The sequence below is a fragment of the Gemmatimonas sp. genome, from assembly GCF_041689975.1.
Classification (GTDB): domain Bacteria; phylum Gemmatimonadota; class Gemmatimonadetes; order Gemmatimonadales; family Gemmatimonadaceae; genus Gemmatimonas.
Genome location: NZ_JBDNFF010000228.1, coordinates 35587 through 62584, shown reverse-complemented (window position 1 = coordinate 62584; position 26998 = coordinate 35587). Strand labels below are relative to the sequence as shown.

28 protein-coding genes, 2 tRNA genes and 1 pseudogene are annotated in these 26998 nt (G+C 64.8%); 16 read left to right on the top strand and 15 right to left on the bottom strand.

Going from position 1 to position 26998, the window contains the following annotated elements; genetic code table 11:
• The coding region (locus ACESNG_RS14535) for a hypothetical protein (protein ID WP_373069505.1) at positions 1 to 491 on the bottom strand (491 nt) is incomplete at its 3' end.
• A 51-nt stretch (positions 492 to 542) separates the two neighbouring features.
• On the opposite strand from ACESNG_RS14535, the gene ACESNG_RS14530 reads away from it, so the two are divergent.
• Entirely contained in the window at positions 543 to 1361 is an 819-nt protein-coding gene (locus ACESNG_RS14530; RefSeq protein ID WP_373069503.1) for an SURF1 family protein, read from the top strand.
• Between the two features lie 13 nt (positions 1362 to 1374).
• Here ACESNG_RS14530 and ACESNG_RS14525 read toward each other — a convergent pair.
• The 4 genes and pseudogenes from ACESNG_RS14525 to ACESNG_RS14510 all read right to left on the bottom strand — a co-directional run bounded on the left by ACESNG_RS14525 (position 1375) and on the right by ACESNG_RS14510 (position 5497).
• Positions 1375 to 2678: pseudogene (locus ACESNG_RS14525) on the bottom strand (UDP-glucose dehydrogenase family protein).
• Between the two features lie 6 nt (positions 2679 to 2684).
• The gene (locus ACESNG_RS14520) at positions 2685 to 3701 is read right to left on the bottom strand and encodes an NAD-dependent epimerase (protein WP_373062556.1); all 1017 of its coding nucleotides are present in this window, start codon (positions 3699 to 3701) and stop codon (positions 2685 to 2687) included.
• A gap of 38 nt (positions 3702 to 3739) precedes the next feature.
• Positions 3740 to 5152 (bottom strand): magnesium transporter, encoded by a 1413-nt coding sequence (mgtE, locus tag ACESNG_RS14515; protein ID WP_373062558.1) that lies wholly within the window; start codon positions 5150 to 5152, stop codon positions 3740 to 3742.
• Positions 5153 to 5257: 105 nt separating this feature from the next.
• Positions 5258 to 5497: a heavy metal-binding protein gene (locus ACESNG_RS14510; protein ID WP_373062560.1), complete on the bottom strand. Its 240-nt coding sequence runs from the start codon at positions 5495 to 5497 to the stop codon at positions 5258 to 5260.
• Here ACESNG_RS14510 and ACESNG_RS14505 point away from each other — a divergent pair.
• The 4 genes from ACESNG_RS14505 to ACESNG_RS14490 all read left to right on the top strand — a co-directional run bounded on the left by ACESNG_RS14505 (position 5477) and on the right by ACESNG_RS14490 (position 10353).
• Positions 5477 to 6475 (top strand): NAD(P)-dependent oxidoreductase, encoded by a 999-nt coding sequence (locus ACESNG_RS14505; protein WP_373062562.1) that lies wholly within the window; start codon positions 5477 to 5479, stop codon positions 6473 to 6475. The genes ACESNG_RS14510 and ACESNG_RS14505 overlap by 21 nt on opposite strands.
• Positions 6476 to 6486: 11 nt before the next feature.
• A complete protein-coding gene (locus ACESNG_RS14500; protein ID WP_373062564.1) occupies positions 6487 to 7716 on the top strand; it encodes a cysteine desulfurase-like protein in 1230 nt (409 codons plus the stop codon).
• Complete coding sequence (locus ACESNG_RS14495) at positions 7717 to 8979, top strand: hypothetical protein (RefSeq protein ID WP_373062566.1); 1263 nt, start codon at positions 7717 to 7719, stop codon at positions 8977 to 8979. It begins immediately after the preceding gene.
• Positions 8980 to 9069: 90 nt separating this feature from the next.
• Entirely contained in the window at positions 9070 to 10353 is a 1284-nt protein-coding gene (locus ACESNG_RS14490; protein ID WP_373062568.1) for an MFS transporter, read from the top strand.
• Positions 10354 to 10629: 276 nt separating this feature from the next.
• On the opposite strand, the gene rnz is transcribed toward ACESNG_RS14490, so the two are convergent.
• Positions 10630 to 11604, bottom strand: a complete 975-nt coding sequence (rnz, locus tag ACESNG_RS14485; protein WP_373062570.1) for a ribonuclease Z — start codon at positions 11602 to 11604, stop codon at positions 10630 to 10632.
• 237 nt (positions 11605 to 11841) lie between these two features.
• Here rnz and ACESNG_RS14480 point away from each other — a divergent pair, with 237 nt between their 5' ends.
• Positions 11842 to 12210 carry a KGG domain-containing protein gene (locus tag ACESNG_RS14480; RefSeq protein WP_373062590.1) on the top strand — a complete coding sequence of 123 codons (369 nt, stop codon included), beginning with the start codon at positions 11842 to 11844 and terminating at the stop codon, positions 12208 to 12210.
• Between the two features lie 111 nt (positions 12211 to 12321).
• Here ACESNG_RS14480 and ACESNG_RS14475 read toward each other — a convergent pair whose 3' ends face one another.
• Positions 12322 to 13314, bottom strand: coding sequence for a threonine/serine dehydratase (locus ACESNG_RS14475; RefSeq protein ID WP_373062572.1), 993 nt, complete (start codon positions 13312 to 13314; stop codon positions 12322 to 12324).
• 27 nt (positions 13315 to 13341) lie between these two features.
• Positions 13342 to 14871 carry a deoxyribodipyrimidine photo-lyase gene (locus ACESNG_RS14470; protein WP_373062574.1) on the bottom strand — a complete coding sequence of 510 codons (1530 nt, stop codon included), beginning with the start codon at positions 14869 to 14871 and terminating at the stop codon, positions 13342 to 13344.
• A gap of 177 nt (positions 14872 to 15048) precedes the next feature.
• Here ACESNG_RS14470 and ACESNG_RS14465 point away from each other — a divergent pair.
• Positions 15049 to 15121, top strand: a tRNA-Ala gene (locus ACESNG_RS14465).
• Positions 15122 to 15403: 282 nt separating this feature from the next.
• Here the strand turns inward: ACESNG_RS14465 and ACESNG_RS14460 are convergent.
• Positions 15404 to 16708, bottom strand: coding sequence for a hypothetical protein (locus tag ACESNG_RS14460; RefSeq protein WP_373062576.1), 1305 nt, complete (start codon positions 16706 to 16708; stop codon positions 15404 to 15406).
• Between the two features lie 130 nt (positions 16709 to 16838).
• Between ACESNG_RS14460 and ACESNG_RS14455 the strand changes: the two genes are divergently transcribed.
• The 5 genes from ACESNG_RS14455 (at position 16839) to ACESNG_RS14435 (ending at position 20460) form a co-directional block, all read left to right on the top strand.
• Positions 16839 to 18554 carry a glutamine--tRNA ligase/YqeY domain fusion protein gene (locus tag ACESNG_RS14455; protein WP_373062578.1) on the top strand — a complete coding sequence of 572 codons (1716 nt, stop codon included), beginning with the start codon at positions 16839 to 16841 and terminating at the stop codon, positions 18552 to 18554.
• A gap of 121 nt (positions 18555 to 18675) precedes the next feature.
• On the top strand, positions 18676 to 19272 hold the full coding sequence (locus ACESNG_RS14450; protein ID WP_373069501.1) for a Uma2 family endonuclease: 597 nt from the start codon (positions 18676 to 18678) through the stop codon (positions 19270 to 19272).
• A gap of 49 nt (positions 19273 to 19321) precedes the next feature.
• Positions 19322 to 19394, top strand: a tRNA-Gln gene (locus ACESNG_RS14445).
• A 220-nt stretch (positions 19395 to 19614) separates the two neighbouring features.
• Entirely contained in the window at positions 19615 to 19842 is a 228-nt protein-coding gene (locus ACESNG_RS14440) for a transposase (protein WP_373062582.1), read from the top strand.
• Positions 19843 to 20460: a transposase gene (locus ACESNG_RS14435; protein WP_373062584.1), complete on the top strand. Its 618-nt coding sequence runs from the start codon at positions 19843 to 19845 to the stop codon at positions 20458 to 20460.
• Positions 20461 to 20576: 116 nt separating this feature from the next.
• Here the strand turns inward: ACESNG_RS14435 and ACESNG_RS14430 are convergent, their stop codons facing one another.
• The 5 genes from ACESNG_RS14430 to ACESNG_RS14410 form a co-directional block, all read right to left on the bottom strand.
• Complete coding sequence (locus tag ACESNG_RS14430) at positions 20577 to 21032, bottom strand: DUF3800 domain-containing protein (protein ID WP_373069507.1); 456 nt, start codon at positions 21030 to 21032, stop codon at positions 20577 to 20579.
• Positions 20926 to 21399 (bottom strand): DUF3800 domain-containing protein, encoded by a 474-nt coding sequence (locus ACESNG_RS14425; protein ID WP_373062588.1) that lies wholly within the window; start codon positions 21397 to 21399, stop codon positions 20926 to 20928. Before ACESNG_RS14425 ends, ACESNG_RS14430 begins: the two co-directional genes overlap by 107 nt.
• Positions 21400 to 21801: 402 nt before the next feature.
• The gene (locus ACESNG_RS14420; RefSeq protein WP_373069499.1) at positions 21802 to 22731 is read right to left on the bottom strand and encodes a M56 family metallopeptidase; all 930 of its coding nucleotides are present in this window, start codon (positions 22729 to 22731) and stop codon (positions 21802 to 21804) included.
• An 81-nt stretch (positions 22732 to 22812) separates the two neighbouring features.
• Positions 22813 to 23172 (bottom strand): hypothetical protein, encoded by a 360-nt coding sequence (locus ACESNG_RS14415; RefSeq protein ID WP_373069497.1) that lies wholly within the window; start codon positions 23170 to 23172, stop codon positions 22813 to 22815.
• Positions 23173 to 23183: 11 nt separating this feature from the next.
• Positions 23184 to 23558 (bottom strand): BlaI/MecI/CopY family transcriptional regulator, encoded by a 375-nt coding sequence (locus ACESNG_RS14410; RefSeq protein ID WP_373062230.1) that lies wholly within the window; start codon positions 23556 to 23558, stop codon positions 23184 to 23186.
• A gap of 1073 nt (positions 23559 to 24631) precedes the next feature.
• Between ACESNG_RS14410 and ACESNG_RS14405 the strand changes: the two genes are divergently transcribed.
• Both ACESNG_RS14405 and ACESNG_RS14400 read left to right on the top strand, forming a co-directional pair.
• The gene (locus tag ACESNG_RS14405) at positions 24632 to 24922 is read left to right on the top strand and encodes a hypothetical protein (RefSeq protein ID WP_373062228.1); all 291 of its coding nucleotides are present in this window, start codon (positions 24632 to 24634) and stop codon (positions 24920 to 24922) included.
• 49 nt (positions 24923 to 24971) lie between these two features.
• Positions 24972 to 25673 (top strand): hypothetical protein, encoded by a 702-nt coding sequence (locus tag ACESNG_RS14400; RefSeq protein ID WP_373062226.1) that lies wholly within the window; start codon positions 24972 to 24974, stop codon positions 25671 to 25673.
• 56 nt (positions 25674 to 25729) lie between these two features.
• On the opposite strand, the gene ACESNG_RS14395 is transcribed toward ACESNG_RS14400, so the two are convergent.
• The gene (locus tag ACESNG_RS14395; RefSeq protein WP_373062224.1) at positions 25730 to 26035 is read right to left on the bottom strand and encodes a hypothetical protein; all 306 of its coding nucleotides are present in this window, start codon (positions 26033 to 26035) and stop codon (positions 25730 to 25732) included.
• Positions 26036 to 26237: 202 nt separating this feature from the next.
• Between ACESNG_RS14395 and ACESNG_RS14390 the strand changes: the two genes are divergently transcribed.
• Positions 26238 to 26600: a TraR/DksA family transcriptional regulator gene (locus ACESNG_RS14390; RefSeq protein ID WP_373069495.1), complete on the top strand. Its 363-nt coding sequence runs from the start codon at positions 26238 to 26240 to the stop codon at positions 26598 to 26600.
• Positions 26601 to 26686: 86 nt separating this feature from the next.
• Complete coding sequence (locus ACESNG_RS14385; RefSeq protein ID WP_373062220.1) at positions 26687 to 26989, top strand: zf-TFIIB domain-containing protein; 303 nt, start codon at positions 26687 to 26689, stop codon at positions 26987 to 26989.
• The last annotated feature ends 9 nt before the right edge of the window (positions 26990 to 26998 follow it).

Sequence of the window (26998 nt, the reverse complement as noted above, 5' to 3'; positions counted from 1 at the left end):
GCCGCGGGTGCCGCGGGTGCCGCGGGTGACACCGCGGGCTCGTTGCCGGGCGCTGGAAAATCGCGGTCGAAGAAGGACAAGCCGGCGAAGGAGGTGAAGGAGCTGAAGGTACCCAAACCGCCGAAGGAGCCGAAACTGAAGAAATCAGCGAAACCGCCGAAGGAGCCGAAGCCGGAGAAGCCGGAGAAGCCGGAGAAGCCGAAGAAGCCGAAGAAGGCACCGAAGGCACCCAAACCGCCGAAGGAGTCGAAGGACGCGAAGCAGCCGAAGGCGCCCAAGAAGGCGAAAACCGCCAATCCGTCGAAGAAGGAGCACGTCGGGAACGTCGCCCATTCTGCAGCCTCTGCTCGGACAGTGGTTGCCAAGCCGGTGATGCCGCCTCTCGGGAAGACGGCGAAGAAGACGGCGAAGAAGACGGCGAAGAAGACGTCGGCGAGGTCGGCGGAGACCAAACGCTCGCCCGTTCGCCCGGCTCCCCGTCCATCGAGCACGAAGAACGTATCGCCGCCGTCCTCGCCTTCCTCGCTTTCCGCTACGGAAACATGAGTCGTCGCGGCACGAAGACGTTGGCGTTCGGCGTGCTCACGGTGATCGCCGCCGCCGTGTGCATTCGACTGGGGATCTGGCAGCTGGATCGGCTCACGCAGCGGCGGGCGCAGAACGCGATCGTGCTCGCACGCGGTACGATGCCAGTGGTCAGCGTGTCGACGCTCCAAGGTGTCGATACGACCGCTTCGCACTGGCGCCGCGTGCACATTCGCGGCGTGGCGGATTACGCCGGCGAAGTCGTACATGCCACGCGCTCGCAGGCCGGCTCACCTGGTGTGCACCTGCTCACGCCAGTGAGGCCGCTTGACGGCAAGTGGGGCGATACCGCCGTGCTCGTGTTGCGCGGCTTCGTGTACTCCCCCGACGGGCGCACGTTCGATCGCGACAAGGCGCGGGAATCCGATACGCTCGACCTCGAGGCACTGGTGATTTCGTTCCCCGCGCACACCCCGGGCACGGTGCAGATGCGGACGGCCACACGCGCCGTTCGCTTGCTCGACCACGACACCATCGCTACGCTCACCGGTCATCCGCTCGCGCCCTTCGTGCTGCTCGCGCTCGGAGACACGGCGATGTACGACCTCGCGAAGGCCGCGCGCGTCCCACCGCCGTCGCCGTCAGAAGGTCCGCACCAGTCGTACGCCATGCAATGGTTCGGCTTCGCGTTGGTGTTTCTCGTGGGCTACGTCGCGTTCACGTGGGGCTCTGGGCGCGGACCAGGCGGACCGTCTTCGGACTATGACATCGGCCGGGACATGGGCGGCTTGGGCAACGCGCAGAACGAAAAGGCGGTGCGACCGCGAGACGACTGAACAGACTCGACGGTTACGGCCGACCGATGCTCGTGTACGTGAAGCCATGCTGTCGTACATCCTCGCCGCGGTACACGTTGCGCAGGTCGACCAGCACCCTGTGCGCCATCAAGGCGCCGATGCGATCGAGATCGAGCCCACGGAACTCGTTCCACTCGGTAATGATCACCAGCACGTCGGCACCGACCGCGACGTCGTACGTGTCGGTACACCAATGCACGCCCGGTAGCAGCGTTCCCACTTCGTGCATGGCGGCCAGATCGTAGACACGCACCGCGGCCCCCGCATCCTGCAGCGCCGGCACGATCGCCAGACTCGGTGCTTCACGCATGTCGTCGGTGTTGGGCTTGAAGGCCACGCCCAACACGCCCACGGTTTTTCCACGCACCGAGCCACCACACGCCGCGATCACGCGTGACGCCATCGCGCCCTTGCGAGTGTCATTCGCCTGAATCACCGTTTCCACCAGGCGCGCCGGGGAACCGTGCTCCTGCGCCGTGCGCACCAGTGCCACCGTGTCCTTCGGAAAGCACGAGCCGCCGTAGCCCGGCCCGGCGTGCAGGAACTTCTTGCCGATGCGCCCGTTGAGCCCCATGCCGCGCGCCACATTCTGTACATTCGCGCCGACCTTCTCACACAGATCCGCCATCTTGTTGAGGAACGTGATCTTCGTGGCGAGAAACGCGTTGGCCGCGTACTTCGTGAGCTCCGCCGTCTCGAGCGTGGTCATCACGACCGGCGTCTCCATGAGATAGAGCGGACGATACAACGCCTTCATGACCTCGCGCGCGCGATCGGTTTCCGCACCAATGACGACACGGTCAGGACGCATGAAGTCGCCGATCGCGGAGCCTTCCCGCAGAAACTCGGGATTCGACGCCACATCGAAGTCGGCGGTCGGATTCGCACCGCGAAGAATCTCGGCTACGCGGCGACCGGTGCCCACTGGCACCGTACTCTTCGTGACAACCACCGTGTATCCCTGAAGCGACTTGGCGATTTCGATCGCCGCGGCCTCCACGTAACGCAGGTCGGCGTGCCCGTTACCGCGGCGCGACGGCGTACCCACGGCGATGAACACGGCATCCGCTTCCGACACCGCCTTCGCGAGGTCGGTCGTGAATGCCAGGCGCCCGTTCTTGATGCCCTCGGCCACCAGCGGTCGAGACCAGGTCCGTAAATCGGGATCTCTCCTCGCAGCAGCCGATCGATCTTCGCGGCGTCGACGTCCACACACGTCACGTCAGGGCCGAACTCCGCGAAACACGCACCGGACACGAGGCCGACGTAGCCCGTGCCGATCATGGCGATCTTCATGAAGCGTCAGTCTCCGATCTGAAAGTATTCGCGGTACCAGGCGACGAAGTTCGCCACGCCGGTTTCGATCGGCGTCTTCGGTGCGAAGCCGACATCACGCACGAGCGCGTCCACGTTGGCATACGTGGCCGGCACATCGCCCGGCTGCAGCGGCAGCATGCGCTTCTCCGCTACGCGACCCAGCGACTTCTCGATGGTTTCGATGAGATACATCAATTCCACCGGGTTGTTGTTGCCGATGTTGTAGAGCCGGTACGGCGCCTTGCTGGTGGCCGCGTCGGGCGCGTCGGAATCCCAGTCGGGATTCGGTTCAGCCGTGTGATCGCTGGTGCGGATCACGCCTTCCACGATATCGTCGATGTACGTGAAGTCACGCTGCATCTTGCCGTGATTGAACACGTCGATCGGCTGGCCTTCGAGAATAGCCTTTGTGAAGAGGAACATGGCCATGTCGGGACGTCCCCACGGACCATACACCGTGAAGAAGCGCAGTCCCGTGGTCGGCAGTCCATACAAATGGCTGTACGTATGCGCCATCAATTCGTTGGCCTTCTTAGTCGCCGCATACAGCGATACCGGATGGTCGACGTTCTGGTGCACCGAGAAGGGCATCGCCGTGTTGGCGCCGTACACGCTCGACGACGACGCGTACGTGAGATGCTGCACGCCGTGATGCCGGCAGCCCTCGAGGATGTTGATGAACCCGACGAGATTGCTCTCGATGTAGGCGTGCGGATTCGTGATCGAGTAGCGCACGCCGGCTTGCGCGGCCAGGTGGATCACGCGATCAAAGCGCTCTTCGCGGAAGAGACGCTCCACGCCGTCGCGGTCGCTCAACTCCATGCGGAACAGGCGGAATCCCGGCTTGCTGGCGAGTCGCGCCAGCCGCGCCTCCTTCAGCGTAGGATCGTAGTAGTCGTTGACGTTGTCGAGACCCACTACTTCGTCACCGCGAGCTAGCAGCCGTTCGCTGGTGTGATAACCGATGAAGCCCGCGGCTCCGGTCACCAGAATTTTTGCCATGCGCTGATCGTGGTTCGGGAAGAAGAGTCGTTTGCGACCTACAGCAGCGTGCCGCTGAGAAGCTTGTACGCGATTCCGAAGTAGATGCTGATCGCGGACACGTCCACCAGCGTCGCGACCAACGGTGCCGAGGCGGACGCGGGGTCGAATCGAAGCCGCTTCAAAAGAAACGGTAGCATCGACCCCGTTAGTGAACCCACCAGCACGATTCCCACCAACGCGAGGCCCACGGTAACCGCGATCATGAACGAGTGCGGTCCGTAGTCGTAGAGGCCCATCGAGTTCCACAGGATGATGCGACAGAAGGCGATCGCGCCCAACAGTACACCGAGAATGATGCCGGCCGGTATTTCACGAAGCACGACGCGCCACCAGTCTCCGAGCGTGACTTCGCCGAGCGCCATCGCGCGAATGATCAGCGACGTGGATTGTGAGCCAGAATTGCCGCCGGAGCTCATCACCAGAGGAATGAACTGCGAGAGCAGCAACACTCGACCGATATCGGCTTCGTAGCGCGCCATCACCGACGCCGTGAACATCTCACTCACGGCGAGCACGGCCAACCAACCTCCGCGCTTGCGCACGTTCTGCCACAGCCCGATCTGCATGTACGGCTCTTCGAGCGCCTCCATACCCCCGAACTTCTGCGCGTCTTCCGTGCCCTCTTCCTGAATGACGTCGATCACGTCGTCGACCGTCACCACGCCCAAGAGACGCTTTTCCGAATCCACGACCGGCAGCGCCACCAGGTCGTAGTTCGAGGTAATCTGCGACACCTCCTCCTGCGGCATGTCGGGCGCCACGCTCACCACCTCGCTCCACGCGAGCTCGCTGAGTGGCGTGCCGTCAGGTGAGGCCAACAGTTCGCGCAGCGACAAAACGCCGCGCAGGCGACCGTTCCCGTCGATCGTGTAGACCGTGTACATGGCCTCGCGGCGACCGGCCCGTGACATCGCCCGGACCGCCACCAGTGCTTCTTCGGCGGTGAGATTCTCGTCGACCGACACGAAATCGGTGGTCATGAGACCGCCGGCCGTATACGGATCGTACTCCAGCAAGCGCTCGGTTTCCGCCTTCTCCGCCGGCTCGAATTCGGCGAGTATGTCGTCCGCCGTCTCGTCGTCGAGCTCCTCGAGCGCATCGGCGCGCTCGTCGGGCGTCATCTCGGACATGAGCGAGGCCGCTTCCACCGCCGTCAGCTCTTCGAGCACCATGGTTCGCAGCTGCTCGTCGAGATACTCGAGCACCTCGCCCGCCCGCTCCTTCGGCAGCGCCGAGAGGAATGCGCGCACCATGTCGACCGGCAGCGCCTCGGCGATGTCCGCGAGGTCGGCCGGGTGCATTTCCTCCGTTTGCGGTCCGATGCTTTCCGGGTGCTCCTGAAGCAGCTCGAGCAAGTCCGGAACAATCAGCGCCGCGAGCGGTCGGTCTTTGTTGGCGTGAGGTGGCATCGGCGAAGGGCGGCAGTCCAGAGGTCAAGTTAGTGGTACGCACGTGACGATAGAAGCCACCCGGAGAAGGCCTCGTGCAGCCGGTCGGGGTGGCGCTACGGCTCGTTACAGAACCGGCAGGACTCTCGTCTCGACCCGGAGACTCCGAACCGACACCCCCGCCGCGTCCAGCGCCGCGTCCAGCGCCGCGCGATCCAGCTCGCCCTCGACCTCGAGCACGGCGCCCTGCATCGTGACTTCGGCGCTCAGCACCCCGGGCACGGCCCCCAACGCCGTCCACACCGCGCGCACGGCGTGTACGGCCACCAGGCCGTCGAGCTGCACATGGATCCGTTGACGTGGCATCTTTCAATCTTACCGATCGGCCCCGCTACCTCAACCGGCCGATCGACGGCGCTCTGCCCCTTCACCCGTCTTTCAATGCCCCGCGTCGCCTTTCTCGGACTCGGCGCCATCGGTGCTCCGATGGCCCGGCACCTCGCGCGTCCCGAATTCGATCTGGCCGTGTGGAATCGCACACTGTCCAAGGCGGAAGCGATGGCGAACGAACTGGGGGTGCGCCACGCGCTCACTCCGGCCGACGCCGCGCGCGAATGCGATATTGTGATCACCTGTCTACCGGTGTCGCGTAACGTGGAGGCGCTGCTCGATGGCCCCGATGGGATGCTGACCACGATGCGGTCAGGCGCCGTGCTCGTGGACTGCACGTCTGGCGACGCCGCGACCTCTCGCCGAATGGCGGCGCGACTCGCCGAACGCGGCATCGGTTTCCTCGATGCGCCGGTGTCGGGCGGCGTTGCCGGTGCCGAACAGGGTGCGCTCACGGTCATGGTGGGTGGCGACGCGGCCACACTGGAACGCGTGCAGCCGGTGTTGGCGTGCTTCGGCAAGCGCATCGTGCATTGCGGGGCGGTCGGTGCCGGTGATGCGCTCAAGGCGGTGAACAACGCCATGCTCGCGATGCACATCTGGGGTACCGCCGAGGGTTTGGTGGCGCTCGAAAAGGCCGGAGTGAAAGCCGAGATTGCGCTGGACGTGATCAACGCCTCGAGCGGCCGCTCCAATACCAGCATGAATCTCTTCCCCGAGCGCGTGCTCACGCGTGCCTTTCCGCGCACGTTCCGGCTGGCGCTTCTCGACAAAGACGTCGGCATCGCTGCGGAGCTGGCGCGCGAACATCAGGTGCCGTCGCCCTTGCTGCAGCTCACGGCCGAGTTGTTCCGCATGGCGCACAACGAACTCGGCGAGGAAGCCGATCACGTGGAAGTGGCCAGGGTTGTCGAGCGGCTCGGCGGCGCACAGATCGGCGGGCGCCCGTCATGAGGACGGCCGGTGTGGCGTCCGTTGACGCGATCCGTGCGCATTTTCCGGCGCTGACGCGTCGTGAAGGCGTGCATCCAGTGGCGTTCTTCGACGGACCTGGGGGCACACAGGTGCCGCGCGTCGTCGCCGATGCGATGACCGACTATCTGCTGCATCACAACGCCAACACGCACTGGGCGTACCCCACCAGCGTCGAGACCGATGCGATGCTGGCCGCCGCGCGGGTAACGCTCGCCGATTTCCTGGGCGCGACGCCGGGTGAAATTTCATTCGGCGCCAACATGACCACGATCTTGTTCCACGTGGCGCGCGCCATCGGCCGCACGCTGCAGCCCGGCGACGAGATCATCGTCACGGAACTCGATCACCACGCCAACGTGGCGCCCTGGCAGGCGCTGGCGAAGGAACGCGGCGCCGTGCTCAAGTGGTTGCCGCTCGATCTCGAAACATACCGCCACGAAGCGGGAGTACTCGAGTCGCTGCTGTCACCGCGCACGAAAGTAGTGGCGATCGGTGCGGCCTCGAACATCCTGGGCACCGTGAGCGATGTGGCGGCCGTGGTCGCACTGGCCAAGACCGTCGGCGCGATCACCGTAGTGGACGCCGTCCACCTCGCGCCGCACGCGCTGGTGGACGTGAAGGCGATCGGCGCCGACTTCGTGCTCTGTAGCGCGTACAAGTTCTATGGTCCACACATCGGGATCTGCTACGGCCGACATGCGGCCACCGCGGCGCTCGATGTACCGCGCCTCGAGCCGGCCCCTGACTACGTGCCGGAATGCCTCGAGACCGGTACACAGAATCACGAAGGCATCCTCGGCGCTGCGGCAGCCGTGGATTTCCTGGCCGGTCTCGCGGGTGATGACACGGCATCGCGGCGCGAGCGACTCGGCACGGTAATGCACGCGTTGCACGAGCGCGGCGACTCGCTGCTGCGCGAACTGTGGGCGGGCTTGCATGCCATCGAGGGCGTCACGGTATTCGGACCACCGCCGGGCACCGCGCGCACGCCGACCGTGTCGTTTCACGTGCAAGGACACGAGTCGGAGCAGGTCGCGCGATTCCTCGGGCCGCGTGGGGTCTACGTGTCCCATGGCGACTTCTACGCCACCACCGTAGCGCGTCGCCTGGGTCTGGCGCACGAGGGACTCGTGCGTGCGGGCTGCTCGTGCTACACGACGACCGCTGAGATGACGCGCCTGATAGATGGCGTGCGCGCGCTTGTCGAAGGAACCGCCTGAATGATGCCGCCCATCATGCGTCATCTCACGCGACGCACCCGCGTGTACACGGCGCTCTCCGCCATCGCGGCCGCCAGTGCGGTTGCCGCTTGCAGCGATCGCGCCTCGCGAGGTGAGGCGTTGCCGCCCGCCGAGTTCTTGTTTGCGGCGGGGGACTCGACATACTGGGTACGCAGTGGCGGCGACGGCATGCGTGTGCGCAGCGCGCCGATCCTGCTCACGGAAGTGGATGGCCGGCTGTTCGAGATCTTCCTGGGCGACGATGGCGCCGAGTATCCCGACGCCTCGTTCGCGAGTGCGCGGCTCTGGTCACGCGAACTCCAGCATCGCGACAGCACACAGCTGTTCGGTGACTCCACCGTGATGCGCGAACTCGCCGTGTGGCGCCGCGCGCATCCCCGCGATGCGGAGATCGATCCCGCCGACGAGGAACTGCCCGACGATCCGCGTACGGTGGTGAACGACGAAATCGAGATCATCGATGTACACGGACCCTATCTCACCGTCGAGCATCTGCTCAACGTCGACATCAATGGCGGTCCGCCTCATCGGCATGAAGGTCGTCGAATGGTTGTCGACGTGCGCAGTGGTGCCACGGCGTCGTTGGACGTGCTCGTGGGCACCGACGAAGCGCGGCGCGTGACGGTCGCGGCGCGGGCGTCTCTCGCGCAGTTGATCGACTCGATCCGCACCGCCGGGGCGGCGGGTGACGAACGCGCCGCGGTGGCCACCGAATCGCTCGACAGCTTCCGATTCGACTCGATCAGCTTCGGTATCACCGACATCGGTCGCGATCCAGCCGTAGCGTTCATGGTGCCCGGACATGGCACGGACGGCGAGGCGCTCGCGCTCTACCTGCCGCCGATCACGGTGAAGGCACCCGCGTGGTGGAAGTCGGTGCGCGCCACCCTGCCGGAATGGGCCAAGGACTCGACGCGGGTAACGTGGGATCGCGCGAAGTACGAGATCGCCGCGCGCCCGTCGGCCGACGGCGACGCGCTCGCCCTGGTGCTGATCGGCGGTGCCGTGGGCAAGTCGCACGAGTGGCCGATTGCTACCGTGGCCGCGCCCGCGTATCAGCTGATCCCGCTGGATACGCCACCGATCGACAGCGCCGCGCGTTCTGCATTGTCCCGCGCATTCGATATCTCGACCTCGCTGGACGGACTGGTGCAGCGCGCCGGATGGTCGCGTCGCGGGCCGCGTCGTACGCCGAGTACAACACCTCTGGTGCGCACGACTGCGTTCTCCCGCACCCAATGACCGACTCGTTGCCGGCACGTCAGTCCCGCCGCAAGAGTGCCGCGTTGGCGCGACGTCGTCGCCGACTCGAAGAACGTCAGGATGAGGCGCGTGCCGATCGCTAGCGTGGACCGAATACCCGACAGCGCGCCGAGCGACACGTACGCCGCGCTGCGCATCCCGAACTTCCGCCGCTATCTGCTGGCGCTGTTCACGCTGACCCTTGGCATCCAGATCCAGGGGACGGTCGTCGGGTGGCAGATCTACGATCTCACTCATGACCCGCTGGCGCTCGGGATCGTGGGATTGGCCGAAGCGCTGCCCGCGATCAGCATGTCGTTGTTCGCCGGGCATGTGGCCGACAGCCACGATCGGCGCCGCATCGCCGTGATGGCCTTGTCCGTGTTGGTGCTCTGTTCGCTCGGATTATGGTGGCTGGCGCATCCCGCGCCGATCGGCAACCTCGCGCTCACGGCGCCTGCGCGCGTCCGCGCGATCTACGCGGTGATCGTGCTCAGTGGTCTCGCCCGTGCCTTCCTGCAGCCGGCCCGCCAGGCGCTGAGCGCCGAATTGGTGCCGCGTACGCTGTACAGCAATGCGATCACCTGGCGCACCGGTAGCTGGCAACTGGCCGCCGTCATCGGCCCGGCGCTGGGCGGAGGGCTCTATGCGCTGGGAGGCACGACGCTGGGGTACGCGGTAGATGCCGTACTGATGACCTTCTCCGTCGGTGCGCTCCTGTCGGTACGTCATCGCTCCCCGGTGCGCGAGGTGACCGACGAGCCGATTCTGCGTTCGATCACCGGTGGGCTCCGCTTTGTGTTCGGCGAGCCGCTGCTGCTCTCGGCGCTCACACTCGATCTCTTCTCCGTGTTGTTCGGTGGCGCGATCGCGCTGCTGCCGGTGTTCGCGGCTGAGATCCTCCATACCGGTCCATCGGGACTCGGGTTGTTGCGCGCCGCGCCCGCAGTCGGCGCGGTGATGACGAGTGTCGCGCTCACGCGCTGGCCGCCCTTCGCGCATACGGGCCGCAATCTGCTGATCTCGGTGACCGGGTTCGGCGCGTGCACGATCCTGTTCGGACTCAGTCGCAATCTCTGGCTTTCGCTTGGCGCGCTGGCGCTGGCCGGCGCATTCGACATGATCAGCGTCGTGATACGCAGTCTCATGCTGCAGATCCGCACACCCGAAGCACTGCTGGGCCGCGTGTCGTCGGTGAATCAGATCTTCATCGGCTCGTCGAATGAGATCGGTTCGTTCGAATCGGGACTCACCGCGCGCTGGTGGGGCGCCGTCACCGCCGTCGTGGTGGGCGGTGTGGCCACACTGGTCGTCGTGGCCACGGTGGCGTGGCGTGTGCCAAGTTTGCGACGGCTCAAGCAGCTGGTGAAGTGATGCGGTTCGCTGGCACGGGGTTCTCGGAACAGATCACGCCGAGGCGCAGAGCACGCGGAGGAAAAGAGAGCGTGCGTGTTTCTCTGCGTGCTCTGCGCCTCCGCGTGATCAGTTCCTGTTGATGCGGACGGATCGTTGGAACGGATCACACAGAGAAAAGGAGGACAGGAGAAAAAGAGTTCTCTTATTCTCTTTTTCTCTTGTGCTCTGTGTGATCGGTTCTTCTGTTCGCTGAACGGGGTTCTCTGCGTGCTCTGCGATCTCGGCGTCTCGGCGTCACCCGTTCAACGGACTTGCCTCGACACTCTCAACGTCAGGTACGACCGCCAACTCCTCGGTGAGCGACAGCTCGATTTCGGTGCCGTCGCGCGCGATGCTCGAGCGCGGAAAGACCGATCGGGCCTCACGCTCCAGTTCGTGCGCGTCGCGCGAGTAGCGGGCCGAGATGTGGGTGAGCACGAGTCGGCGCGCACCGGCCTTGTGCGCGACCTCGGCCGCCTCACGGGCCGTGCTGTGCCCCGTCTCCAACGCGCGCGCCGCCTCGTCGTCGGCGAAGGTGGCCTCGTGGATCAGTAGGTCGGCATCGTGCGCGGCGGCAATCGTGTTGTCGCATGGGCGCGTGTCGCCGGTCACCACGATACGGCGTCCACGGCGTCGTTCACCCACCAGCGCCGACGGCTCGATTACCCGACCATCGTCGAGCGTGATTGACTGGCCCTTGTGGATGCGTCCCCAGAGCGGCCCCTCGGGGATACCCATTGCACGCGCCAGATCCGGATTGAAGCGCCCCAGTCGCTCCTCCTCGACCAGCGCGTAGCCAAGTGACTGGGATGGCCCGTGCGACACGGCGAACGTCTCGATGTGATAGTCCGGCCGTTTCACCGGCTCTCCCGCTTCCAGCTCCGTGATATCGATCGAATACGTGGTACGCTCACCACCCAAGCTGATGCATTGACGCAACGTTTTGCCGGCGCCACGCGGACCCCACAATCTCAGTGGTTCAGTTCTTCCCTGTAACGCCATCGTGCGGACGAGCCCGGTAAGTCCCAGGATGTGATCCGAATGCACATGGGTGAAGAACAGGTCCTCGAATGCAAACGAGATCCCGTAGCGCATCATCTGGCGCTGCGTCCCCTCGCCGCAATCGAACAACAATGTCTCGCCTTCGCGAATGATGGCAAGGGAGCTGACCCCCCGTTCCACGGTCGGACGGGAAGCGGCGGTTCCGAGAAAGCGGACGAGCAGCGGCATCGCGGCAATATAGGCGGTCACCACCGGTCGCCAGTTCAAATTTGGTCCGCGAAACGTCTGAACGCGGCCCCATGCTTGCATTACCTGGGTTTGCTGGGAAGGACCGCGTGAGGCGGCCTGATGTTTGCAGGGAAGATGGTGCAATATCGCCGCGGCAGGCTGGTTTTGTGACGGATGCCCTTCGTCTCATCCCGTTCAGCCGCACTCATTTAGGACTTCCGGATGGCCGGGGGGCGTATGACCGGAAAAAGCCGACGCGGATTCGCGTCTATGGATCCTGCGCGTCAGCGCGAGATCGCCAGCAAAGGTGGGCGGGCAGCTCACGAAAAAGGGACGGCGCACGAATGGTCGTCCGACGAAGCGCGGAACGCGGGGCGCAAGGGCGGTGTCACCGTCAGTCGCGATCGTGTTCATATGGCGGCCATTGGCCGTGAGGGTGGGGAGTCGCGCAGTGCGGCGGCCCGTGAAGCGCGTTTGGGCGGACGGAATACGGAGCGGGAAGTCCCGATGCAGGTCGCGCGAGATGGCGATCGGTCGGGAAGGGCCGCGCCGATGTCGGATCGCGCACCCGCAAGTCCTCGCAGCGACGAGTCGTCGGCACGCTGAACATGGCGCGTTGACCGCGCATGGGCGAACACCCTCAGGTGCCGTTTTTGTGACACGAGAAAGCCTCCTGGAGTGATCCGGGAGGCTTTCTCGTGTGCGTGTCGTTGCGCGTCAGGCCGGGTACTGGTCCAACTGGGCTTGCAGTGTGGCGGGGTCGATGTTGCGGCCGCTCACGAGCAGCACGACTGGCCCCTCGGTCACCGCGATCTTCCCGTGCCTGAGCGCCGCCACGGTCACCGCGCCGGCGCCTTCCACCGCCATGCCGGTCGCCCGGTGCAGCCACGCGATCGTCTCGCCAAGCTGCTCCTCGGTGACGAGAACCATGTCGTCCGCACAGTACTGCCCGATATGCAGCGCCTCGGCGTCAATCTGACCGGCCAGACCATCAGCCAGTGTAGGGGTGACCACGGTATCGATCACCCGTCCCGCCGCGAGACTCTGCGCCATCGCCGACGTTTCCACGCTTTGCGCACCGACAATGCGCACCTGCGGCGCCAGTTCGCGCAGCACCGCGCCCATGCCGCCCAGCAAGCCGCCGCCGCCCGTGCAGATCACGACGGTACGCATATCAGGAACCTGCTCCAGCAACTCCAACGCCACCGTGCCCTGACCGGCCAGCAAATCGAGGCCTACGCAAGGATTGATGAAGCGGATGCCTTCGCGAGCTGCATGCGCCTTCGCCACCACCATCGCCGCGTCGTAGTCGACGGCTTCGTCGTTCACCAGTGTACCCAGCGCGCGAATGCCGTCTTTCTTCACCTGCGGGGCGTTGATCGGCACGTACAACGTCGCCGGCGTGTTGAACGCCTTCGCGGCGTACGCCACACCCAACCCGTGATTCCCGGCGCTCGACGCGACGACACCCTTCGCCCGCTCTTCGTCGGACAGCCCCGCCAGCACGTTGTACGCACCTCGAACCTTGAAGGAGCCGGTGGGATTCTCGAGCTCCATCTTGAACAACACTTCCACGCCGAATGCCTCCGACAGCGCATCGGAGCGAATCACGCGGCTCGGTGCGAGCACGGGGCGCAAGCGTTCGGCGGCAGTGTGCACCGCGGCGATGGCAGGGATGATGCTGGGATCAGGGGCAGGACGTGTCGTCATGTCACTAGAATAGCATCCGACGGGGTTCTATAGCAGCATGCCGTTTTCCTGAGAGCGGGCCAGCGCGCCGTGTGATCCGACGGCTGATCCGACGCGTCGGATGTAACCCGCGACGTCGAATTTGAGCTTGGCCCGTGATGTCACCATCGGGCGGATGCCACCCCAGATCGGCTTGTTCCCCCACGGCCGATCCCAGAGTCCCAGGCACCACATGATGCCACCCACGCTGTTCGGATCGCGGCCGTCGAGGGCGTACTTGTCGTTCAAGAGGTACAGCCACGAGCGCGCCTGCTCGTAGTCCTCGGTCCACAACAGCACCGTCTTGCCCCAGAGCATGCGCGGATAGTTGTGGACGATCCCTTGGCTCACGAGCTCCTGTTGCGCGGCATTCCAGAGCGCATCGTGCGTCTGCGCCGACTCCAGCGTCGCGAGGTCGTACAGCACGGGTCGGGGATCGCGCACATGTTCGGCCATCGTCTTCTGAATCCACGCCGGCAGCGCCTCGAGGCGATCATAGTTCCGCGTGCGGAGACACCAGTTGTACGACAGCTCGCGCCACGTGGTGACCTGCTGCACGAACGCGTCGAGACTCTCCGGCGACGCACCACTGGCCCGCGCTTCGCGTACCACGCGCGCCGACGCGATCTGACCGAAATGCAGATACGGCGACAGGCGCGACGTGCCGTCGTGCACGCTCGCCTCATTGCGTCGGTCGGCGTACGGGGCGAGTTCACGCGAGACGAACGCGGTGAGACGATCGGCTGCCGCCACGCTGCCGCCGATCAAAGACACAGCAGGTACCGTGTGATCGATGTCGCAGCGACTCACGGCAACAGCGATGTCCGCATCGCTCATCGCGGCGATAGGCAGCAGCGACAGGCCACCCTCGCTGACGGTGGCGCGCAGCGACGCGCGCAGCGCCTCACTGACCGCCACCCGCGGCAAGGCGTCGGCAACGGGCTCGATGCTGTGATCCAGCAACTTCGCGAGCTTTGGACGAATGGTGCGCGCCGCATACTCCGGCTTCTCGAAGGTGCCACTGGGCACGGTACACACGCTGTCGACGGCGAGCACGCGGCACTGCACACGATCGGCGAAGCGCTCCACGCGCTCGCGAATGCCAGCGGTCGGGAAGAGGTCGGTGATCACGACATACGCCCGAGCCGCGAGGCGATCAACCACGCGACGGTCGTCGTCGCGCTGCGGGCGCAGGACGAACTGGTAGTACAACCCGCGCGACTCCGCGTCGCGTGCCGTATCACGCGCACCTTGCAGGATGAACGTATGATGCCGATCGGCCGCATACGGATAGGTGGGGTCGAGCCCCTGGTGAACCACCAGCGGCCGATTCACGCGATCGGCCGTGCGGATGGCGGCCCGCAGCGCCCAGTTCTCCTCGAGACGGTGCGAGGACTGCATCCAGTACAGCACGAACTCGCCATCGGGGGTATAGGTCTTCCCGTTCACATCGACCGTGCGCGCCACCAATTGGTCGCGGACGTAATCGGCATCGAGGGCGTGTGGCGCGTCGGCCAGGCGGATCGTGGGCGTCGTCATAGAGAGTCCGGAACGCGCGGAAGCGGTTGAACGTGCCAACGATGCGCGTGCGAACCGCGCCCTCACCGCTTGACACCCGTGCGTCGGCCGCTACCTTCCCCTTGTTACCCGATCGGCCCCGCGCCAACTGGAGCGGGGCCATTTTGTCGAAGTAACCGCCGTGAGTTCCACGGTCCCGGGGCTGTAGCTCAGCTGGGAGAGCGCTGCATTCGCATTGCAGAGGTCAGGGGTTCGAGCCCCCTCAGCTCCACTGAGACGCAGGAAATCGAGACTGTTCCGTGACGTTTTCGGCGCTGGTGGGACGCGGGAACCTTCTGCATCGTCCAGTGTACAGATAATGAAGCCCGCCGCCGTTCGGTAGGACGGAGAGTTCCAATGACGGTGTGCGTGGCGGTTCTTGAACCCCTGGGGCCCTTTTCGGGCTGCCGGGGGTTCGTTCTGTAGAGAAGGGCGAAGTACGGGGTGAGGAGTAGGGGGTAGGGGGTGCGCCGCACCCCCTACCCCCTACCCCATACTCCTTACTCCTTACTCCTTACTTCGACGTGAGCGTAGCAACGTCGAGCCGAAACGCGGCCATGCTTTCCGCAATGAAACGGCTTTCCTCGTCCTCGACCTTCCCGGCGTAGTCGCTCATCGCGGTGAACCCGAGATTGCCCAGGAAACGCATGATCGCGCTCTCGCGTACAATCATGTCGAACTCGCGTGTGAGCAGCGTCTGGCCAGCGGGGCCGGTGCGGAGTCCGAGGGTAAACAGCATGCCTTTCCCCTCGAAGGGACGGCGGAGCGGCGAGCGGAGCAGGCGCTCGGTGATCAGCGGCAGATGCCACTCCGGGTCCTTCGTGAAATGCATCGCCCAGCCACGTTCCCGCGCGTTCTTCGTGTGCACGAACTCGCCCTGCATGTTCGTGACGCCCACCGTGAAGAACGAGATCTTGGCTAGCGCATCCACGTGAATCTGCAGGGTATCGGGCATGCGACGCGCGGCGCCGACAATGGGCTGCAGCTGGCCGTCGTGCGAACGGAAGCGCACCGTGAGCAACTGATTCCGCGCCTCAGCGTCGAACCAGTCTGACCCGGTGCGGTCGGAAAGCCGATACCGGTAGCTGGCCGGTTCCACGTATTTGCTGATGTACTTGGCGAAGGCCGGGAAGTTACGCTTGAGACGATCGCCACTGACGGTGATCTGTAGGGTCACCAGCGTCGAGCCGTCGCTTTGCGGCGCCGTGGCGATCGAGTCGATGGTGAGCAGGCGACCCAGCGCGTCCGTGGTTCGAGGCAACATAGCGCGATAGTCGACCCGCACCGCTGCCGGCGGGCGCTCGGCCGATAGGAACAGGGCGCGCGTGATGTCGTCGGCACGGCCAGGCAGCATCGGGCCGATCGCGTGATCCACACGCGTACGCCACGCCCAGTCGGTCTCGCCGAGCTGTTCGAGTTCGATCAGGTGTCGCGAGTCGCCGGTCTTGACCGGTGTCGGCACCGCAGGCCGTGCCGTGAACAGGTACTGCGCGCCGCTCAGGCCGGCCTGCACCTCGAGATCGCGGTCGGCGCCTAAACGCGTGGTTCGCATGCTCGTCCACAACGAGCTGTCGCTCCCCAGCTTCGAGGGCGCAAACGCGTAGCGCGCGATGCGCATGCGGGCGGCCGAAAACTTCGGATTCCGCGCCACGTGCGTGAAGCGCGCCTCGATGGCTCCGGCAAAGGCGTCCGCGTTCGCCTTCGCGGCCGCCACGTCTGGGCCGTAGGCCAGCGCGGCCGCCCGGCAACCGCCAACGGTCGTGGCGGCAATCAGCGCGGCGGCCAGCAGCACCGTGGACGATGTCGGGAGAAGTCTCATGCGATTCCGATACACCGGAGAACAGTCAGAGGGCATACCCCGCACGGCAAGCGGCTTGCCGCGATTAGTTTTCGTGATTCGCGTCGCCCATTGACGGCTGTACCGACCGCCGCACTCCTCGATCTCCGCCGTGTCTGACTCCGCTCCTGAAACCGGTTCTGAACCCACGTCCGTCCCGCGTCGCGACTTTATTCGCGAGATGGTGGCCGATGACGTCGCTAGCGGCCGTTTTGGTCGCGGGCCAGCCACGCGGTTTCCGCCAGAGCCGAACGGCTTTCTGCACATGGGACACGCCAAGTCGATCTGTCTGAACTTCGGCATTGCGCAGGAGTTCGGCGGCACCTGCAATCTGCGGTTCGACGACACGAATCCGGCCACCGAAGACGTGCGCTACGTGGAAGCGATTCAGCGAGACGTGCAGTGGCTGGGCTTCCAGTGGGATGGGCTGTTCTACGCGTCGGATTACTTCGAGAAGCTGTACGAGATCGCCGAGTTCCTGGTGCAGCGCGGTAAGGCGTACGTCGATTCGCAGAACGAAGAAGCGATCCGCGCGGGACGCGGCACGGTGACGTCGGCGGGCCTTCCGGGACCGTATCGCGATCGCACCGTCGAAGAGAATCTCGAGCTGTTGAGTCGCATGCGCGCCGGCGAGTTCGCCGATGGTGCCCACGTGCTGCGGGCGAAGATCGATCTCGCGCATCCCAACATGATCATGCGTGATCCGCTGCTACTGCGCATCCGTCACGCGCATCATTATCGTCGTGGCAACGACTGGTGCATTTATCCGTTGTACGACTTTGCGCACGGACTCAGTGACGCCATTGAAGGCATCACGCGGTCGTTGTGCACGCTGGAGTTCAAGGACAGCCGCGAGATCTACGACTGGCTTGTACAGCAAGCCGGCTTCGACAATCCACCTACGCAGATCGAGTTCGCGCGGCTCGAGCTCGACTACACCATTCTCAGCAAGCGCAAATTGCTGCGACTGGTGAACGAAGGGCACGTGACGGGATGGGATGACCCGCGCATGCCGACCATCGCGGGGCTGCGTCGTCGCGGTGTGCGTCCCGAAGCGATTCGCGAATTTTGCGAAACGATCGGCGTGACGCGCAAGGACGTGCGCGTCGAGATCGGCGCCTTCGAGCATGCCGTGCGCAACGACCTGAGCACGGAAGTGCCGCGCGTGTTGTGCGTGCTCAATCCGCTCAAGGTCGTGCTCACGAACTATCCCGAGGGGCAGGTCGAGGACCTCGACGCATCGAGTTTCCCGCCCGATGGACCGAAGACCGGTTCCCGCAGCATTCCGTTCTCGCGCGAGCTGTATGTCGATCGCGATGACTTCATGGAAGACGCGCCGAAGAAGTTCTTTCGGCTGTCTCCGGGCCGGGAAGTGCGTCTGCGCTTCGGCTATCTCATCACCTGCAACGAAGTCGTGAAGAACGATGCCGGCGAGGTGATCGAGTTGCGTTGCACGTACGACCCGGCCACGCGCAGCGGGCAGGCGCCAGATGGTCGGAAGGTGCAGGGCACGATCCACTGGGTGAGCGCCGCGCAGGCGCTATCGTGTGAGGTGCGATTGTACGATCGCCTGTTCTCGCAACCGGACCCCGACGCCGTGCCTGAAGGCGAGGACTTCATTTCGGTGCTCAACCCGCACTCGCTGGTGGTGATCCCCGATGCCAAGATCGAGCCCAGTGTGGCGAACGATCCTGTGGGCTCGCGGTATCAGTTCGAACGCACCGGCTACTTCATGAGCGACGTGGAGAGCAGCACGCCGGCGAAGCTGGTGTTCAACCGGATCGTGGGGATGCGGGACAGCTGGGCCAAGGAAGTGAAAAAAGGCTGAGTGGAATTGCGCATGCGTGCGTAGGGGGGTGACAGTATTTCGTCGCCCCTGCTGCACGTTGCGTCATGATTGTTGTGCTGCCGAGTTGCGAAAAACGCCGAGGGCCGAGCAGAATATGGGTATGCCAATCGCGCACGAGCGTCGCTGGTCGGTGGAGGATGTCTGGGCGTTGCCAGACGATCCCGGGCAGCGCTACGAGACCGTGGATGGAGAGCTACTTGTGAGCCCGATGCCGCGGTTTGTGCATCAGCGGGCGGTCGCCAAGCTAGGGCTTCAAATTGGTGTGTACTTGACGGGCCAGACCGTGGGCGAGCTCATGTTTTCGCCGTACGACGTGGTGCTGGATCCTTACACGCTGATGCAACCGGACCTCCTGGTGATCGCGCCGGTGAGTGCGGACGTGGTGAGGGGCGAGGTCGCCCCGCCAGCGCCGTATCTAGCGCTCGAGGTGCTTTCGCCATCGACGGCACGTGCCGACAGATTGCGGAAGCGCCCGCGCTATCAGCGCGCTGGCATCGAATGCTGGCTGGTCGACCTCGACTCGCAGTTGATAGAGCGATGGATGCCGGGTGACGACCGTCCTCAGATCTGCGCAGCGTGGGTGACGTGGCAGCCAGCTGGCGCAGGGGAGGCGTTCAAATTGGATGTGGCGGCCCTGATGCGCGCTGTGCTTGGAACCAGCGACGAGAAGACCGCGGGCACTACCGCCCAGCAGTGAACGCCATATATTTGTCGGCTCAGCGGGGGTTGTGCCCCGTCGTGCCAGCTGCCCCTTAGCTCAATTGGCAGAGCGTCTGACTCTGACTCAGAAGGTTCTAGGTTCGATTCCTAGAGGGGCAATCACAAACGCCGCACCAGCTTACGCTGAGGCGGCGTTTGGGGCTTCAGGGCGTGTGACAAGGATTCCGAATTCGCGCGGTGCAGCGCACTCCGAACGGAAGTCGCCGCGGTTCTGGGCGCGCTAGCCCGAATTTCTCACGGAGGTATTACATAACGGCCGCTTCGCGTGGCAAAAGGGGCTCGTCGAGAACACCTTACGCGCAACACGGAGACGGCCGCTATGTCCACCGCGTGTACGAGCGAACCGTTGCCGTTTCAAGGGGTCGCGGGGCGGGAAGTGGTGGCGCGGTTTGATGGGGGCACGCTGACCTCCGACAGCGGCGCGGTGCTGCTGCGCAAAGTGGATCGGGCGACGGGCCTCCTGGCCCAGTTTGCGGCATGCTTCGCGGATCATCGGGATACCCGCGAGTCACGCATGCCGTGGCGTCGCTGGTGCGCCAGCGCGTGAATGGCCTCGCTCAATCGCCTCGAATTGAGCGGCGCGACCGTCGCCGACCGCGAGCGCAACAAGAAGATCACGGTGGATCACGACGCGGTGGATCGCCGGTTCGTGCACGCGTTCGTGCAGGCGCACACGACGGCGCCGACGGCGCCGACGGAGATCGTGCTGGATCTCGACGCGACCGATGATCCGGTGCATGGCGCGCAGGAAGGACGTTTCTTTCACGACGACGACGGGCTCTCCTGCGATCCCCCGCGGTACTTCTTCGCGGGCGAACACCGGCGCGCGCATCCGCGTCACGGTGCGCAACGTATGGCTGGCTCAAGCGAGTGGCTGTCCGTATGCGACGCTCTTCGCGCAGGTACACGCGACGCTGCACCGATGTCCGACGCGATGGTAACCGTTCGCGGAATCAACGCCACGTCTCATGCGAATCCCCCTGCGGGGCCGCGTCGTAACCCCGTCTCCAGCATCCCCCCCGCAAACCCCGCGCGCAGGCGTTCCGCCAGCGCCGCTACCGCCCGATCACGTCCCCGTGACGGCCAAAACACTCGCCATTTTCACCGAACCAAAACTTCAACCCACTCGCGCGCCCCGAAACCTGCCGATCTCGAGCACTCGTGAGAAATTCAGGCTAGTCTGGCCGGCACGGTCGCAGAAAGCCATATGACCCGAGCGGAGAGGCTCGTTGCTCACGGGTGGCCATGCGTGCCGGCGCCCGGTGCGCCTGCACCGGCCTCTCAATCCTCGCCGCTGGGCTCCGGCCCCAGTTCGGGCGCATACGGGGGCTTCGCGGTTGCACTAAGCTCCGCGGTCGGGAGAATGAGGGTCAGTTGTTTACAAAGGGCAAGATCATCGATCCGGGGAGCAAAGACCTGCTCAGCCCATTGCCAATCGCTGTACGCATCAGGGTCGGCGCGATAGGCCCCAAACCGACCGATGAGCCCGCAGATCCAGTCTGCGCACTGGACGGTCTGGTACCGGTGGCTCTCCACTTGGTACGGGGGTTCGATGAAGTGGCGAAGCTTGTCCGCGTTCTGGTACATCATACGGGCAGCCTGATCCACCCACGCGTCACGGTCTTGATGCTCATCCATCACGAGAAGGAGCTGTGCTGCCTCGCTGGCCGCAAATTCTTCCAGCTTCCGGAGCAGCAGTTCCAAGGTGCTTCGATAAAGCCTTTGGGTCGAACGCATCAACCACCGGAGTCTTCTTCTGACCAAGGTAGAGTGTTCGGCCGCCGAAGTCCCGGAGGCGGTTCAGGAGACGCCGGGTGCCGTCGGTCAGGGGACGGCGATACTTCGTGTAGTTTTGCGCGGTGTAGAGCGCCGACCCCTTCTTTTCCCACGTCAGGGGGTCGGTCACACCATGCGCGCGCATCTCCTGACCCAAGAAGCGGGCTTTGTGCGCGAGGAAAAATTCGCCGAGGTTGCGCACTTCTTCCGATGGCACAAGGATGCCACCCAAGCCAAAGATAGGGCTGGTGTTGTACCGGGGGTGGTCGCGGCTGACGAACGGCCCGACATGGCCGAACTCGTCAATGTAGACGCAATACAGCTTCATAACGCACGAAGGCCCGCGCATCGCTGCGTAGGCCTTCGGAAAGAGAGCAACCCGTGTACAGGGTCGCGTCTCGCTTATAAAAGTATCGGCAGGGAGGGCATCCCGCAAGAGTAACCATACCGCGAAACCGCCGATGTCCCTCCCATCATATCCCAGACGCGGTCCCCTGGGCCCATGTAAAATATACCCGCGGAATTTGGGGCGGTGCACCCAGCCGTACCCGCGGGAGGGAACGCCAGCTGTGGCTTCTATTCGTTGAAACCGGCGGCCTCACAAGTGCTCTCCCGCAACATACCAGACTTGATGAGGTTGTCGTCAGCCACACCGCTGGTTCGATATGCAAACGGGCCACCCCCCTCCCGTGGTCCCGTGGTCCCGTGGTCCCGTGGTCCCGTTGCCCGGCTAGCGTGGGCGCAGTGCTTTCGAGAGCTGATTGATCTGACGCGCGAGCGAGTCCGCCACCGCTGGTGACCCTTCTGCTGCCGGCAGCACACGGCCTAGGGCCGTGTTCACGGTGGCTACGAGGCCGACGCGTCCATCGATCACGACGGCAATGCGCCGACCAATATGCGTCGCTGTTTGCGCGCCAACGCGGGCTGCCGCGGAGGCCGTCAGCGACACCGCGACGCCGCGCACGCTGTCGTCAAAACCGGATGCGACCCACGCCGAGTCAATGCCGGTGAGATCCAGCATGACGGAATCGGTCAGAACAAGTGTTTGGCCCGTGACAGGGTCGGTGTATCGGGTCGCTGCCGCGGTGGTGCTGGGTGTGTTCTCAATCCAGCGGTACTCGAGAACGTTCGCCTGACGCAAGGCGACGGCACTCGGGCCACCGGATGCCGGGCGCGGCACATTCCACGCGGCGCCGAGCAAGACAACGGTCAACAGGCCGGTGGCGAGGATGCGGAGCGAACGGTTGGTGGGACGGGGACGGGTCATCTGCTGAAGTCTCCGTTCGAGGTGAGATGCTGCTTCGGCCAGCCCCATGACGGGAGTGGCGCCAGGGAGGGATCGCTCGCCCACAGTGAGCAAGAGCGACCCGTACGCGCGAACATCCTTTGTGCGGGCAAGTACCCGCGCGTCGCAGTCGACTTCGACTGCAAGCCGGAGTTGCCCGAACATCAGCCAGACCAACGGATTCCAAGGGAACAGCAGCACGAGCATGGCGGCGCCCGCGACTGCCACCGGATCCCGGGCACGCGCCTGCTCCCGCTCGTGCTCCAGGATCAACGCGCGATCAGCAGCCGGGAGCCGCAGCGCCCACTCAGGTAGCACGATGCTGTGTCGAAGCAATCCGACGAGCGCCGGGCCCACGTCGTGGGAGACATACACCGGCGTCCCGTCGATCTCGGCCGCACGACACGCGGCGCGCAGCCGGTGTGTGCGCCGCGCAGACGTGAGAAGAATCCCACCCTAGACGACGGCTGCCAATCCCCACAAACTCAAGAGCGGATAGTCGAGGCGCGACAGGGTGCTTGGCACTGGAACGGCCTCCGGCACAACCCACGCAAGGCGCTGGTAAATCCCACGCGTCGTCGCACGCGGCACCGCCGTCGAGATCTCGCCATCGCCCTTACTCTCCCGCTGCGGGGCTCGGAGGGTGCCGACCGCCGGCTCGTTGCGGCGGTCGGCGGTGGACACGGCGATGCCGAGCACGAGGAGCAGGGCCAGCACCCACGGCAGGCGCGTCGGCTGTCCGGCGTGCAGCGCCCATCGCTCGCCGGCGACGGCCGCGGCGGCAAGAAGCGCCGAGGCCGCGATCAGATACAGCATCCACGCCGCGATCACGAGGCATCCTCTTCGAGCCGCTCATCGAGCACTCGCCGCAGCCGCCGCAACTCGTCGGCGTCCAGTTTGCGGTCCCGCACGAAATGCGTCAGGAGCAGCTCCGGTGATCCCCCGAAGACTTTGGTGACCACCCGCTGCAGGGCGCTCGCCCCGGCCGCTTCACGAGAGACCAGCGCGACGTAGCGGTGCGCCCGTCCTTCTTCAGCGTGGCCGACGTGCCCCTTTTCCTCCAGGGTGCGGAGGACGGAGAGGACGGTGTTGTACGCCAGCGGGTCGGCGATATGCTCCCGCACCTCTGTGACGGTAGACGGCCCCCGGTCCCAGAGCACCGCCATCATGTCCAACTCGCGTTCGGTGAACGACGTCGCCATTTCCTCTCCTAGAAGTCTAGTTGACGATACATCCGCTCCGGGCACCTGTCAACTAGAGTTCTAAGAGTTCTCGCATTTCGTGTCGTTGCGGTGTCTGGGAACGCCGTGTGTCGATTGAAGAGCGACTATCAGTCTGGTCCACGCAAAAGGCCCACAGGCGCGACGAAGCGCGGCTCTCGCGCGCCCCGTAGCGCGGAACCGGCCCGTGCGAAGCGACTCAAGCGGGGCCACAAGCGAGCGGCTGAATCCAGCAGTCGCCGTAGCCATCAGGGAACGCCCGTCCCGTCGGCGGTGCGGGTACCGCGGACTGGCCGGCCCGGGTGCGGCCGGAGTCGAAGAGCGTGCGGCCTGGCGGCGGGCGGACCGGCGGGGGCTGAGTCATGCGCAGTGCCACGACGGTATTCGACGATGGCAATTGCTGGAGTACCGTCGCGGGCGTGCTCGTCCGAGTTGGAGCGCGCTGTCCGTGCCCTCTCGGCTGGATTCGGGTGGCCGGACATCGGCCAAACGCAGCGTTTAACCCTCTTCAACTTCGACAGCGGAGCTAAGCGGATGGCGGCGACTCGGATCGGGTCGCGCGCGTTTTGGCGATAAGATCGCCAAAGCTCAGTTGGCCCGCGAAACGATGCACCGCATTTGCGATTCGATGGCGTCGTTTGGCCCAAATCGCAAACTGGACCGTCGATTTGCGCCCCCAGAGCGCCTCTGACTCAGAAGGTTCCAGGTTCGTTTCCATAGAGGGGCAATACGAACGGTCACAGTGACTTCGGTCGCTGTGGCCGTTTCTTTTTGGGATGACCGCGAAGGGTTCTGGCATCGTTCGCAGGTATTCGTGATTTCCCCGTACTCCATCTCGCATTCGATATTCGGCGACACCGAATGGAAGCTTTACTGTGTTGCGTAAATGAATGTAGTAATTCAGGATACGACGTATCCGAACACAGAATGGAGCCGCACTACGGCTTTAGTTTTATAACCCGTGGACGTCGCGGTCGCCCTCAGCCTTGCGGGTCGATCCACCCCCGCTTTCGCTGAACTCGGCGCCCAGCTCCGCGTCAGTCCCAGCACCGCGCATGCTTCGGTTCCGGCGGCAGTGCGGCGTCCCCACGGCGCACAGCGCGCCGTTGCTGCAGCAGACGTTGAGCGGCCTCGTCGATCCGCTGGTGTGGCCCTCGCGCACGGGTACGATGGTCGCCGAGGGCGTCGAGCCGTTGATTCCCGCCGCCGCGTCATTGGCCGAGCATGCGCCAGGCCTGTATGACCTGCTGACCCTCGTCGACGCGATTCGTGTGGGCACGGCACGCGACCGCGAGGTGGCCGGGAAGCTGCTTGGCGAGCGTTTGCAGACGTCAGCGTGTGAGTGACATCGAGCGCACGTCCGGGACTCTCCCCGGACGCCTCGAGAGCCCCGCCGTGCGTCGTATGGCACAGGTGGCCGAGCTCTTGGGCGAGTCGCTGCGCAAACGGGTGGTGTTCATCGGTGCATCGCTGCTTCCGCTGATGGAGACGGTGGAGCACGTGATCTCCGCGTCGCGTGCCACCGACGATGTGGATGCGGTCACTGCGACGACGTCGTACAGCCACAAGTTCGCTTTCGAGGAGGCGCTGCGTGCCCGAGGCTTTCGCAATGATATGCGTCAGCGGGCGCACGCTGACCGATGGCTCGCTCCGGGCGGCGGCGTCTTCGATTGCGTGTCCCGCGGTCGCCACACCGGAGGTACCGGTAGCGAGAACGATCCCTGGGTGATCGATCATGCGGTCGAGACCGATCTGCCGCCGCTGGTGCGACACGCGACGGCCGTCGGGCTGCTTCGGCTCAAAGTCGCGGCCTACGCGGACCGCGGCGCAGCCTCACCGGTCGCGAGCAAGGATCTGTCTCACATCGCGACGATACTCGCCACGCGACCCGTTCTGCCAGCCGAAGTCCGCGCCATGAAGAACGACGTCCGGGTGCTGATCGCCAATAGGTGCCACGCGCTGCTGAACAACTTACGCGGTATCGCGGCTATTCGATCTCACATTGCGTCTCGCCAACCACTGTTCGACGGTGTCGACGAGCTGGTTCTGGATCGGCTACGGGAGATTGCATCGATGCGCATGGTGCTCGACGGGTGAACGAGACGGACCTGGCTGCGGCACATGCGCATGCGTCGTAACGCACGACAAGCCCCCTACTTCTTCGCCTGCAGCACCCGCGTCAGCAACGACTCCCACACCTCGTCGAGCTTCTCGATCGCGGCTGTGTCCACCGACGCCGGATCCAGTCGGTTCGTGAGACGACGGCGGTTCCGGTGATACGACTTCTCGTACCGCGCCTCCGCCTGCTCACTGGGCAGGTTCTTCGCATACCACCCGGCCACCACCGCCAGCGTGGCTTCGTTCCACTCGGCCGCCGGGAGCGACAGGTCCTCGTACTTGAGCACGAGCTCCCATTCGAAGGAGCGGTGCTCGGCGGTGAACGAACCCTGATCGGACATCGAGCGGCTCCTCTTCGGGAAATGGGTCGGGTTAGGCGCGACGAACACTGCCGCCACCCTGCCGTAACGTAGCGCCCTCCGCAACAATCCGGTGCCGCGACGTGCGCGTTTGGACCGATCCATGCAAGTGAGCCGTAGCGCTCTTCCCGCCGGCGTGCGCTCTAGCTCGCCATGACGACGTCACCGTGTACGAGGAACTCCCATGTCATTGACCACCAAGCAGCTGCAGCACCTCGAAAAGCGACTCCACGAGGAGCGAACCCGCCTCCTCGAGCAGCTTCAGGACTTCGTCAGCGAGGAGTCGTCCGAGGACAGCCAGGATCTCGCCGGCGATCTCTCCAAGTTTCCGACCCATATGGCTGACCTCGGCACCGATGTCGCCAACGAGGAGCTCGAAGCGTCCGTCTCCACCCGTCGTTCGGCCGAAATCGCGGAAATCGACGCGGCCCTGGAACGGCTGGCCACCTCGCCGGAAACGTTCGGACTCGACGAGCAATCGGGCGAGGAAATCCCCTTCGCGCGGCTCGACATCATCCCGTACGCGCGCGTCAACGTGGCGGTGTAGCGACGGCGCCTCGCCTTGCGGATGCCGGTGAGGGACGCGTTTCTTAGCAGGTCATCGGACGCTTCCCCTCACGCATCAGAATTGCCATGGCCATAGAGCACACGCCCAGCCGGAACGAAGACGAATACTTCGCCCGCGTCGACGCCGACCTGCGCAAGGAAATGCGCGAAAAAGCCGACGCCGAGCGCGCGGCTCAGGTCGCCGCCGATCGGAACAAATGCCCGCGCGATGGCACACCGCTCGTGCCGCGCGAGTCGCACCACGTCATCGTCGATACCTGCGCCACCTGCGAAGGGATCTGGCTCGACAAAGGCGAACTCGAGATTCTCGAGAAGGCGCAGGCCGAGCATTCCGGCTTCGTGACCAATCTCCTCAACATCTTCAAGTAAGAGGACGCC